We start from the raw sequence: 11,820 nt of genomic DNA on the forward strand, positions 1-11,820 counted from the left end.
ATGAACACCGGCTCGATCTTCCTGCGCACCGCGCGCTCCGCCTTCGCCTGCAGTGTTGCCGCTTCCGTGCTGATCGCCTGCGGCGGCGGCGACGACCCCGTCACCCCACCCAGCGGCAACCAGGCGCCCGTCATCACCCTCGCCAGCCCGGCGGCCGATGCCACCTACCGCGCCGGCGACGACATCGCCATTGCCGCCACGGCCACCGATCGCGAAGACGGCGCCCTCGCCGCCAACCGCCTCACCTGGTGGGTCGACCTGCACCACGACACCCACAGCCACCCCGCGCAGCCCGTGACGAATGGAGGGGGCGGTACGTTCGCCACCCCCACCCGCACCGAGGTGTCGGCCAACGTCTTCTACCGCGTGCACGTGCGCGCCGTCGACAGCGGCGGCCGCGCCACGGAAGTCACGCGCGACGTGCGCCCGCAGACCGCGGAAATCACGCTCGCCACGCAGCCGCCCGGCCTGCAGCTCACCCTCGACGGCCAGCCCGTCACCGCACCGCACACCGTGACCGGCGTGCAAGGCGTGGAGCGCGACCTCGGCGCGGCCACGCAGGTGGCCAACGGCCGCCGCTACACCTTCGCCGGCTGGAGCGACGGCGGCGGCGCCACGCACACCATTGGCACGCCCACCGCCAACACCACCTACACCGCCACCTTCACCGACGACGGCCCGGCCAACAACACGCCGCCCACGGTGAGCCTTGCCGCGGCGGGCAGCGGCGTGGTGGGCACGCCGGTCGCCCTGTCGGCGGCGGCGGCCGACGCCGACGGGTCGGTGGCGCGCGTGCAGTTCTTCGACGGCAGCACGTTGCTTGGCGAAGACACGAGCGCACCCTTCGAATGGGCCTGGACGCCCACCACCGCAGGTGCCCACGCGCTCACTGCCCGCGCCACCGACAACGCGGGAGACAGCTCGACCAGCGCCACCGTCACCGTGACGGTGATCGACAACACCGGGCCGGACGGCGCGCCTCCCACCGTCACCCTCACGAGCCCCGCCCACCTTGCCGCCTCGGTAAGCGGCACCGTCACGGTGAGCGCCACCGCCGTCGACAACGTCGGCGTGGCCGCGGTCGAGTTCCAGGTCGACGGCGTGGCGCTCGGCGTCGACGACACGCTCGCGCCCTACAGCGCCTCGTGGGACGCCTCGGCCTACCCGCCCGGCCAGCACATCGTGCGCGCCCGGGCGCGCGATGCGGCCGGCAACGTCTCGCCCTGGAGCAGCGCCACGGTGCAGGTCGCAAGCAGCGCCAGCGTGCCGCAGGGCTTCACCCGGCAGGACAACTGGATCGGCGGGCTCGACAACGCCACCGCCTTCGCGCAGGCCGCCGACGGCCGCTTCTTCATCGCCGAGCAGGGCGGACGCATCCGCATTGCCAACGCACAGGGCCAGTTCCAGCTGCTGCCGATCATCAACCTGGCGGTCGACTCGAGCGGCGAGCGTGGGCTCATCGGCATCGCGCTGCCGCCCGGCTTCCCGTCGCCCAACTACCTCTATGTGCACTACACGCGCCCGGACGGCCGCAGAAACCGCGTGGCGCGCTTTCCGTACAACGACCTGTTGCTCGGCTCGGAAGACCGCCTGCTCGATCTGCCCGAGCTGTCGAATGCCACCAACCACAATGGCGGCGCCATCCACTTCGGCGCCGACGGCAAGCTCTACATCGGCGTGGGCGACAACGCCGATTCGAGCCATTCGCCCGACCTGTCGACACCCTTCGGCAAGCTGCTGCGCATCAACCCCGACGGCAGCATCCCCAACGACAACCCGTACTTCGACACCCAGCGTGGCGCGGCCCGCGCCATCTGGGCGAGCGGCCTGCGCAACCCCTTCACCTTCGCGGTGGAGCCGGGCACCGGCCGCATCTTCATCAACGACGTGGGCGCGGGCGCCTGGGAAGAGATCAACCTCGGCGCGCCGGGGGCCGACTACGGCTGGCCCGCCACCGAAGGCCCGACCAACGCGGCCGGCGTGACGGCACCGCTCTTCGCCTACCGGCACGATGCCGCGAGCCCTCCCGGCTCGGGCACGGGCGGCTTCTTCCTCGGCCAGTCCATCGCAGGTGGAAGCTTCTACCCTGCCGCGGGCGGCAGTTTCCCGGCCGCGTACCGACGCAACTACTTCTTCAGCGACTACGTGGCCAACACCGTGGGCCGCCTCGACCCGGCGAACGGCAACGCCGCCTATGCCTTCGCCACCCTCAACGGCAACCCGGTCGACATGCTGGTGGGCCAGGACGGCGCGCTCTACGTGCTGACCCGCTCGGGCGTGACGCGCATCGCGCCGGCGCCGTGAGGTGACCCCGGGGAGCGGCGCCCTAGAATTGCGCCCTTTCCGCAAGGCCTTCGACCATGACCGACAAGATCAACGCCACCATCGCCACCCGCGCCAACGTCTACTTCGACGGCAAGTGCGTCTCGCACAGCATCACGCTGCCCGACGGCACCAAGAAAAGCGTGGGCGTGATCCTGCCCTCGTCGCTGCGCTTCAACACCGGCGAGCCGGAAGTGATGGAACTGGTGGAAGGCGTGTGCCGCGTGAAGTACGCCGGCAGCGACAACTGGCTGCCGTACTCGGCAGGCCAGTCGTTCAACGTGCCGGGCAAGTCGCACTTCGACATCGAAGTGACGCAGACCTTGCACTACATCTGCCACTTCGGCTGAGCCGTACCCGTTCGCCCGATCCTCACCCGCTCGGCCGATCCCCTCCCGTTCGCCCTGAGCTTGTCGAAGGGCCCTTCGACTCGCTCAGGACAGGCTTCGACAAGCTCAGCCCGAACGGAGATGCGCCGACCTCAACGGCCGCGCCTCACGCGCAGCAGTTCGTCGAGGATCAGCAAGGCTGCGCCCGCCGTGATGGCGCTGTCGGCCACGTTGAACGACGGGAAGTAGTACGTCGCGCCCCAGTGCACCTGGATGAAGTCGACCACGTAGCCGTGCAGCATGCGGTCGACCACGTTGCCGACGGCGCCGCCCAAGATCAGCGACAGCGCCCAGGCAAACATCTTCTGCCCGCCGTGCGAGCGCAGCATCCAGATGATGAAGACGGCCGCCGCGAAGCCCAGGCCGATGAAGAACCAGCGCTGCCAGCCGCCCGCCCCCGCCAGGAACGAAAACGCCGCGCCGGTGTTGTGCGCCCGCACGATGTTGAAGAACGAGGTGATGGTCGTGCTGTCGCCGTACTGGTAGTGCTGCAGGATCAGCGTCTTGGTGATCTGGTCGAGCACGATCACCACGACCGCGATCGCAAGCCACGGCAGCAGGTTGGCCTTCTGGTTTGCCATCGTCAGGCCACCTTGCGGGGTTCGCCCGCGCCGTAGAGGTTGCTGGTGCAGCGGCCGCAGATCGTGGGGTGTGCGGCGTCGTGGCCCACGTCGTCGCGGTAGTGCCAGCAGCGCTCGCACTTGGTGGCGGTCGAGGGTGTCACCTTCACCGACAGGCCTGCGCCTTCGAGCAGGCGTGCCACCGAGGTGATGGTCACGAACTTCAGGTCGTCGCCGAGCGAGGCCAGCAGCGCGTGGTCGTCGGCCGCCGCGGTGATGTCGAGCGTGGCCTGCAGCGACGAACCCACCTTGCCCTCGGTGCGCACGGCTTCGATCTCCTTGTTGGCGAGATCGCGCACTTCGTGGATGCGGTTCCACTTCGCCACCAGCGCCTCGTCGGCCCAGGCCGACACATCGCTGTACACCTCGGTGAAGATCGAGGGCGACGCGCCCGGCGCAAACACCTTCCACGCCTCTTCGGCCGTGAAGCTCAGGAACGGCGCCATCCAGCGCAGCATCGCGTGGGTGATGTGCCACAGCGCCGTCTGCGCGCTGCGGCGCGCGAGCGACTTCGGCGCGGTGGTGTAGAGGCGGTCCTTCAACACGTCGAGGTAGAAGGCGCCCAGGTCTTCGCTGCAATAGACCTGCAGCTTGGCCACCACCGGGTGGAACTCGTAGACCTCGTAGTGTGCCAGCACCTCTTGCTGGAAAGCCGCTGCACGCGCCAGCGCGTAGCGGTCGATCTCCAGCATCTCGGCGAGCGGCACCGCATCCTTCTTCGGATCGAAGTCGCTCGTGTTGGCGAGCAGGAAGCGCAACGTGTTGCGGATGCGGCGATAGGCATCGACCACGCGCGCGAGGATCTTGTCGTCGCCGGCGATGTCACCCGAGTAGTCGCTCGCCGCCACCCACAGGCGGATGATCTCGGCGCCGAGCTTGCTGCTCACCTCTTGCGGCTCGATGCCGTTCTTGAGGCTCTTGCTCATCTTGCGGCCCTGGCTGTCGACGGTGAAGCCGTGGGTCAGCAGGCCGCGGTACGGTGCACGCCCTTCGAGCGCGCAGGCGATCAAGAGCGACGAATGGAACCAGCCGCGGTGCTGGTCGTGGCCTTCGAGGTAGAGGTCGGCCTCGGGGCCGGTCTCGTGGCGGCCGCCCTCGTGGCTGCCGCGCAGCACGTGGAAGAAGGTGGAGCCGGAGTCGAACCACACATCGAGGATGTCGGCGCTCTTGGTGTAGTTCGCGGCCTCGGCACCCAGCCACTCGGCCGGGTCGAGCTTGGACCAGGCTTCGATGCCGCCCTTCTCGATCAGCGCTGCGGCGCGGTCGATGAACTCCATCGTGTTGGGGTGCAGCTCGCCCGAATCCTTGTGCAGGAAGAAGGGCAGCGGCACGCCCCAGCTGCGCTGGCGGCTGATGCACCAGTCGGGCCGGTTGGCGATCATGTCGCGCAGGCGGGCACGGCCGTTCTCGGGGTAGAAGCCGGTCTGGTCGATCGCTTCGAGCGCGGTCTGGCGCAGGGTCTTCGGGGCCTTGTCTTTCGTGAAGACACCCTCGCCTTCATCCATCCGCACGAACCACTGCGCCGCAGCGCGGTAGATCACCGGCGTCTTGTGGCGCCAGCAGTGCGGGTAGCTGTGCACAAGCTTGGCGGTGTTGAAGAGGCGGCCGTTGTCACGCAGCGCCTCGGTCACGGCCGCCGCGGCCTTCCAGATGTTCTGGCCGCCGAAGAGTGGCAGGCTCGCGTCATACGTGCCGTTGCCCTGCACCGGGTTCAGGATGTCGTCGAGCGCGAGGCCATGCGCGCGGCAGGAGTTGAAGTCTTCGATGCCATACGCAGGCGCGGAGTGCACGATGCCGGTGCCGTCTTCGGCCGTGGCGTAGTCGGCCAGGTAGACCGGGCTCAGGCGGTCGTAGCCCTTGTCGACATGCGCGAGCGGGTGGTGGAAGTTGAGGCCCGCGAGGTTCTTGCCGAGCGTGGTGGCGACCACCGTGCCTTCGAGGCCGAAGCGCGCCAGGCACTTCTCGACCAGCGCCGAGGCGAGCACGAGCAGGCCCCGCTCGGTGTCGACCAGCGCGTATTCCAGCTCGGGGTTGAGGTTGAGCGCCTGGTTGGCGGGGATGGTCCACGCGGTGGTGGTCCAGATGACGATGAACGCGTCCTTCTCCAGCTTCGGCAGGCCGAAGGCGGCGGCCAGCTTTTCAGGCTCGGCCGACTTGAAGCCCACGTCGACCGTGTGCGAGGTCTTGTCGGCGTACTCGATCTCGAACTCGGCCAAGGACGAGCCGCAGTCGAAGCACCAGTAGACGGGCTTCAGGCCGCGGTATACGAAGCCACGCTCCATCACACGCTTGAGCGCACGCACCTCGCCGGCCTCGTTGCCGAAGTCCATGGTGCGGTACGGGTGCTCCCAGTCACCCAGCACGCCCAGGCGCTTGAAGTCGACCATCTGCTGCGCGATCTGCTCGGTGGCATACGCGCGGCTCTTGGCCTGCACCTCGTCGCGCGGCAGGCCGCGGCCGAAGGTCTTCTCGATCTGGTTCTCGATCGGCAGGCCGTGGCAATCCCAGCCGGGCACGTAGAGCGCGTCGAAGCCTTTGAGCTGGCGCGCCTTGGTGATCATGTCCTTCAGGATCTTGTTGACCGCGTGGCCCATGTGCAGCTGGCCGTTCGCATAGGGCGGGCCGTCGTGCAGGATGAACTTCGGCGCGCCGTGGCGCGCTTCGCGCAGGCGCTTGTAGATGCCCTGCTGCTCCCATTCCTTGACCCAGCCCGGCTCACGCTTGGGCAAGTCGCCGCGCATGGGGAACGGCGTGTCGGGCAGGTTGAGGGTGGCCCGGTAGTCGGTGGTGGAGGTCTTGTCGGTCATGGATCGCGGAATGATCCGTTCGCCCTGAGCCTGTCGAAGGGCATTGGCGGAGTGCGAGCAGGCCCTTCGACAGGCTCAGGGCGAGCGGGAGGTGGTGTGCAGGGCGAGCTTTAAATTCGGTCGCGCGTGGTCTGGCGACGTTGGGCCGCGTGGGCGGCGAGGAAATCCTGCGCGTCGCGCGCGTCCTGCTGAATGGCGGCCGTCAAGGCGTCGAGCCCGTCGTAGCGCGCTTCATCACGGATTTTGTGCAGCAGTTCCACCCGGACGATCTTACCGTAGCCCCCCTCGAGGCCCAGGTGCTGCGGCCAGTCGAAGCAATGCGTCTCGAGCAGCACACGGCCGCTGTCGTCGACCGTGGGGCGCACGCCCAGGCTCGCCACACCCGCCACAGGCTCCTCGCCCAGGCCATGCACCAGCACCGCGAAGATGCCCATGGCGGCCGGCTTGGGGTGGCGAAAGCGCACGTTGAGCGTGCGGAATCCGTCGGCGCGCCCGGGGGCGCTTTGGCCAAGGTCGCGCCCGAGCTTCTTGCCATGCACCACATGGCCGCTGATGCAGTAAGGGCGGCCCAGCAGTTCGGCCGTCTTGGCCATGTCGCCAGCGGCGAGGGCTTCGCGCACTGCGGAGCTGGAGACCCGCAGGCCGTGCACCTCGTAGCTGTTCATGCGGGCGACGTCGAAGCCGTGCGTGCCGCCGGCCGCATCGAGCATCGCGTAATCGCCGGCACGCTTGGCGCCGAAGCGGAAGTCGTCGCCGACGAGCACATAGCGGGCACCGAGGCCCTTCACCAGCATGTCGTCGATGAAGGACTGCGCGGGCTGCGAGGCCAGCGCCTTGTCGAAGCGCAGCACGACGACCTGGTCGACGCCGCAGCGCTCGAGCTCGGAGAGCTTGTCGCGCAGCGTGGCGATGCGCGTGGGCGCCAGCTCGGGCTTGCCGGCCAGATGCGCGAAGTAGTCGCGCGGGTGCGGTTCGAAGGTCATCACGCACGACGGCAGGCCGCGGTGCTGGGCCTCGGAGCGCAGCAGCGCGAGCATGGCCTGGTGGCCGCGGTGGACGCCGTCGAAATTCCCGATGGTCAGCGCACAGGCCGGGGCGATCTCGGGGTGGTGGATGCCTCGAAAAACTTGCATGGGCCGGGATTATCGGGCGGCGCGGGCCGCGGCGCTGTCGCCTGCGCAAGGCAATCTGACACGCATCAGATCACGTCGGGGCCGGGCAGCCAGCGCCACTGGCCGGGGGCCAGGTCGGCTGGCAGCACGAGCTTGCCGAAGGCACTGCGGTGCAGGCCCTCGACCCGGTTGCCCACCGCGGCCAGCATGCGCTTGACCTGGTGGTACTTGCCTTCGGTCAGCGTGAGGCGCAGCGTGGTCTCGCCGGTGGCCTCGCAGGCCGCCGCCGCCACCGTGGCCGGGTCGTCGACGAGCTTCACGCCGTCGAGCAGCCGCTGCACCTGCTCGGTCGTGACGGGGTGCTTGCAAGTCACCTCGTAGACCTTGGGCACGTGCTTCTTGGGCGAGGTGAAGCGGTGGATGAGCGCGCCGTCGTCGGTGAAGAGCAGCAGGCCGGTCGTGTCTTCGTCGAGCCGGCCGATGCTCTGCACGTCTCGCTTTCGCAAGGGCGCGGGCAACAGGCTGTAGACGCTCATGTGGTGCTTGGGCTTCTGCGAGCACTCCACGCCGGCCGGCTTGTGCATCATCAGCAGCGCCTTCTCGTGGTACGCCCAGGCTTCGCCGCGCACGCTGAAGACGAGGCCCTCGGGCTTCAGGTCTTCGAACGGGTCGTCGTGCACCTCGCCGCCGATGCGCACATGGCCGGTGGCGACGAGCCCTTCACATTCACGCCGGGCCCCGAAACCCTGGCTGAAGAGGATCTGCGCGAGTTTCAAGGTCAGTGCAACTCCAACAGCACCACGTGGTTCTCGGCGAGCGGCCAGGCCCGGCCTGCGATGCGCTCGCCATTGAACTCGCCGACCACCGTGCGGCCGGCTACATCGGTCACCACAGCCTTCGCGGTCGACAGGCCCGGCACGCCGGTGGGAATGCCTGCGGGCGGGCTCTGCCCGTCGAGGCTGATGCGGTCGCGCGGCAGGCCAAAGTAGCCACGTGGGCGGGTGAGCGTGACGATCGAGAGGGCATTCGCATCGGGCGCGGGTGGCCGCTCTGCCCTCAGGTGGACGATCTCCGACGAGCGGGCGAACGGCGCCCGGTAGACGTGCGTCATCGCATACCCCGGGGCGCTGACGACGAACTCCAGTGGCGTCTTCGCGTCCGTCACCACGGGGCCGTAGCGGCCGTCGGCGCCCACGGTCTGGCGCAGCAGCGGCGCGCCCACTCGCGCACCGGTGGCGGGGTCGGTGGCATGCACCTCGACCGTGGCGCCCGCCAGCGGCAGGTTGCTCGGCTCGCGACCTTGCTGGTTGTCGACCCCGTAGCCGGAGACCTTGCCGCCCAGCACCACCTTCGCCTCGGGGGCGATGGTGGTCACGGCCGGTGCGCGCCCGGTGATGAAGCGGTAGGTCTCGGCAAAGGCCTGCGGGCTGAACGAGGTCTCGCGGTGGTCCACACCGGGCAGCACCACGTTCTGCGCGCCACGCAGCGCGGGGCCCTCGAAGGTGACCTGCGTCGGCTTGCCCGGCATGCCGAGCCAGGCACCGTCGGGCTGGGCGTATTTGTCGTTGCGGTCGGAGCGCAGCGTCATCCACTGCACGCCGGCCGTGACCTCGTCGCCGCGCGGCGGCTTGGGCGCATTGAGCGCGGTGAGGAAGGGGCCGGCGCCGTTGAACTCGTTGCTCGGGTTCGCGGCCGGGTTGGCCTGCACGCCATGGTTGGGCGTGCCACCGAGCACCACGTGCGACACCTTGGCCGCACCGCCGCCGTTGGCGATGTAGTTGCGGATGGCATAACCGCCGCGCGAGTTGCCCACGAGCACGACCTTGCGGGCGCCGGTGGCGGCAAGCACCTTGTCGACCTCGGCCGACAGTTGCTGCATCTGCTCGGCGGTGGAGCTGCGGGCGGGCTGCGGCTTGTCGTCGCGGTCGCGCGCCTGCGGGTAGGGGAAGTCGACCGCATGCAGCCGCTCGCGCGGCCAGCCGTTCGACTCGAAGCGCCACAGCGTGGTGTGCCACAGCGCGGCGGTGTCGCCGTTGCCGTGCACGAAGACGATGGGCGGAAGCGGCTCGGGGGCGGCGGGCGACATGGCGCAGGCTGCGATCAGCGTGGTGGGCACGAGGGCGGCCAGCGTGTGCAGCAGGCGGCGGCGGGTGGTGGTCATGGGTTGTCTCCTGTCGCCGGCGGAGACGTCACCTGCCCGCCAGCGTTGGCGGGTTTGTACTACAGCTCAGGCCGCAGCCAGGCGCTTCAGCGCGTCTTTCGCCTTCAGCTCGGCGGCCAGCGAGGCGTCGAGCGACGAGCGGCACAGGCCGGCGTGCGCGTACTGCAGGTTCTCGTACAGCTCGGCCGTGGCGGGAAAGGCCTTCAGCATGAAGTCGAGGTCGTCGCCGGGCGGCACCTCGGCCAGCTCTTTGGACAGGTGGTCGACCACCGAGCGGTACTGGTCGGCGGCCATCGGGACGAGCTTGCGTTCCATGCGCTCCAGCAGCTGGGCCAGGGTCAGCAGAACGCGGAAACTCTCGGGGAGGGTGCGGGTGACAGCATTCATGACTCCGACATGGTGGCGAGCAGGGCTGCTTCAAGAGGCCACAATGCGCCCTCTTTCACACCCTGAACACCGTCGTCGCCCATGAAGATCGCCACCTTCAACATCAACGGCATGAACGCGCGCCAGCCCCGGCTGCTGGAATGGCTGGCCGAGACCTCGCCCGACGTGGCCTGCCTGCAGGAGCTGAAGACGCCCGACGAGAAGTTCCCGGCCGAGGCCCTGCGCGAAGCAGGCTACGAGGCCATCTGGCACGGGCAGAAATCGTTCAACGGCGTGGCCATCCTGGCCAAGGGTGTGAAGCCGGTGGAGCGCCGCCGCGGCCTGCCCGGCGACCCCGACGACAGCCACAGCCGCTACATCGAGGCCGAGGTCAATGGCATCGTGATCGGCTGCCTCTACCTGCCCAACGGCAACCCGCAGCCCGGCCCGAAGTTCGACTACAAGCTGAAGTGGTTCGACCGCCTGATCGACCACTCGGCCACGCTGCTCGCCGAGGGCAAGCCGACCGTGCTCTGCGGCGACTACAACGTGATCCCGACCGACGAGAAGAAAGACATCTACTCGCCCGCCTCGTGGACCAAAGACGCGCTCACCCAGCCCGAAAGCCGCGCCGCGTATTTCAAGATGCTGGCCCAGGGCTGGACCGACGCCATCCGCCAGGTGCGCCCCGATGAAGAGGTCTACACCTTCTGGGACTACATGCGCCAGCGCTGGCAGCGCAACGCGGGCTTCCGCATCGACCACCTGCTGCTGTCACCTGATCTGGCGAAACGCCTGCAGGACGCGAACGTCGACAAAGCCACCCGCGGCAAGGAAAAGGCCAGCGACCACGCGCCGGTGTGGGTGCGCCTGGGCTGACGCCCGATCGGCCTCAGCGCTTTTCCAGCGTCAGCATGTCGTTGACGCGCGTCATCTGGAAGCGGTTGAGAAAGCTGTTGCCCAGCAGCACGAAGGGCATCTGCGCCTGCACGACGTTGGCCTCCACGCCGTAGACCGTGACCTCGCCCACCCGCACCGAGGTCAGGTTGACGCGGTAGATCGGCACCATGCCACCGGCGGTGCTCGCCATGCCGCGCTGGCCGTCGCGGTACTTGAGACCGATGCGCTCTGCATCGGCCGCGCTCATGGCGATGGTGGTGGCGCCGGTGTCGACCATGAACTCGACCGCCCGCCCGTTGATCGCACCGCCCGTGACGAAATGGCCACCTGGCCCGGCCGAGAGCACGATGCGCGTGCCACCGTCGCTGCCGCCTCCGGCCCCCAGGCTCACGGGCGTGCCGCCCATCGGCACGGTGTGACGCTTGCCGCCGAGTTCGACCATCGCCCCATCGGGCGTGATCGACACCAGCTTCACCCCCTGCACCGTGGCGCCGACGGCCACCGTGCGCGGGCTGCCGTCGATCATCAGCAGGGCCTTGTCGCCGAGGCGGCCGCTCATGGAGACGGTCTGGGCCGAGGCGAGCCCCGCAGCGGCCAGGCACACAAGCGCCACGCCGGTGCGCAGCATCTCAGTCACGGAAATTGTTGAACGACAACGGCGCATCGGCGATCTCCTTGCGGATGAGCGCGATGGCGGCCTGGAGGTCATCGCGCTTGCCGCCGGTCACCCGGACGGTGTCGCCCTGGATCGCAGCCTGCACCTTCATCTTGCTTTGTTTGATGGTGGTCTGGATCTTTTTTGCCGTGTCGGAATCGATGCCGCTCTTGACCGTGATCTTCTGTTTCACCTTGTCGCCACCGATCTTCTCGATCTTGGCGCTGCGGTCGAGGAAGCGGATGTCGACGCCGCGCTTGGTCATCTTGGCCAGCAGGATGTCGAGCACCTGGTTGATCTGGAAGTCGCTGTCGGCGTAGACCGTGAGCTCTTCTTCCTTCAGTTCGACCTTGGCCGACGAGCCCTTGAAATCGAAACGGGTGCCGATTTCCTTGGCCGTTTGATCGACCGCATTGCGCACCTCCACGAGGTTGGGTTCCAAAACGGCGTCGAAGCTCGGCATATCAGGGTCTTTTCAAGGCTGGATC

Annotated in this window: 11 protein-coding genes; 3 read left to right on the forward strand and 8 right to left on the reverse strand. The window is 68.5% G+C overall.

What is annotated here, in order from left to right:
• Both KF892_07955 and KF892_07960 read left to right on the forward strand, forming a co-directional pair.
• The gene (locus KF892_07955) at positions 1-2,304 is read left to right on the forward strand and encodes a PQQ-dependent sugar dehydrogenase (protein ID MBX3624928.1); all 2,304 of its coding nucleotides are present in this window, start codon (positions 1-3) and stop codon (positions 2,302-2,304) included.
• A gap of 56 nt (positions 2,305-2,360) precedes the next feature.
• Entirely contained in the window at positions 2,361-2,672 is a 312-nt protein-coding gene (locus KF892_07960) for a pyrimidine/purine nucleoside phosphorylase (protein MBX3624929.1), read from the forward strand.
• Between the two features lie 131 nt (positions 2,673-2,803).
• On the opposite strand, the gene KF892_07965 is transcribed toward KF892_07960, so the two are convergent.
• The 6 genes from KF892_07965 to KF892_07990 all read right to left on the reverse strand — a co-directional run bounded on the left by KF892_07965 (position 2,804) and on the right by KF892_07990 (position 9,798).
• On the reverse strand, positions 2,804-3,292 hold the full coding sequence (locus tag KF892_07965) for a lipoprotein signal peptidase (GenBank protein ID MBX3624930.1): 489 nt from the start codon (positions 3,290-3,292) through the stop codon (positions 2,804-2,806).
• Between the two features lie 2 nt (positions 3,293-3,294).
• Positions 3,295-6,138: an isoleucine--tRNA ligase gene (gene ileS / locus KF892_07970; protein ID MBX3624931.1), complete on the reverse strand. Its 2,844-nt coding sequence runs from the start codon at positions 6,136-6,138 to the stop codon at positions 3,295-3,297.
• A 110-nt stretch (positions 6,139-6,248) separates the two neighbouring features.
• Positions 6,249-7,271, reverse strand: coding sequence for a bifunctional riboflavin kinase/FAD synthetase (locus KF892_07975; GenBank protein ID MBX3624932.1), 1,023 nt, complete (start codon positions 7,269-7,271; stop codon positions 6,249-6,251).
• A gap of 65 nt (positions 7,272-7,336) precedes the next feature.
• Positions 7,337-8,026: a 16S rRNA pseudouridine(516) synthase gene (locus KF892_07980; GenBank protein ID MBX3624933.1), complete on the reverse strand. Its 690-nt coding sequence runs from the start codon at positions 8,024-8,026 to the stop codon at positions 7,337-7,339.
• Between the two features lie 2 nt (positions 8,027-8,028).
• On the reverse strand, positions 8,029-9,411 hold the full coding sequence (locus KF892_07985; protein MBX3624934.1) for an alpha/beta fold hydrolase: 1,383 nt from the start codon (positions 9,409-9,411) through the stop codon (positions 8,029-8,031).
• 66 nt (positions 9,412-9,477) lie between these two features.
• Positions 9,478-9,798, reverse strand: coding sequence for a hypothetical protein (locus KF892_07990; protein ID MBX3624935.1), 321 nt, complete (start codon positions 9,796-9,798; stop codon positions 9,478-9,480).
• Between the two features lie 81 nt (positions 9,799-9,879).
• On the opposite strand from KF892_07990, the gene xth reads away from it, so the two are divergent.
• Positions 9,880-10,656 carry an exodeoxyribonuclease III gene (gene xth, locus KF892_07995; protein MBX3624936.1) on the forward strand — a complete coding sequence of 259 codons (777 nt, stop codon included), beginning with the start codon at positions 9,880-9,882 and terminating at the stop codon, positions 10,654-10,656.
• 13 nt (positions 10,657-10,669) lie between these two features.
• Here xth and KF892_08000 read toward each other — a convergent pair whose 3' ends face one another.
• Positions 10,670-11,305 carry a TIGR02281 family clan AA aspartic protease gene (locus tag KF892_08000; protein ID MBX3624937.1) on the reverse strand — a complete coding sequence of 212 codons (636 nt, stop codon included), beginning with the start codon at positions 11,303-11,305 and terminating at the stop codon, positions 10,670-10,672.
• Position 11,306: 1 nt separating this feature from the next.
• A complete protein-coding gene (locus KF892_08005) occupies positions 11,307-11,795 on the reverse strand; it encodes a YajQ family cyclic di-GMP-binding protein (GenBank protein ID MBX3624938.1) in 489 nt (162 codons plus the stop codon).
• Between the last annotated feature and the right edge of the window lie 25 nt (positions 11,796-11,820).

Origin of the sequence: Rhizobacter sp. (assembly GCA_019635355.1) — a bacterium.
Classification (GTDB): domain Bacteria; phylum Pseudomonadota; class Gammaproteobacteria; order Burkholderiales; family Burkholderiaceae_C; genus Rhizobacter.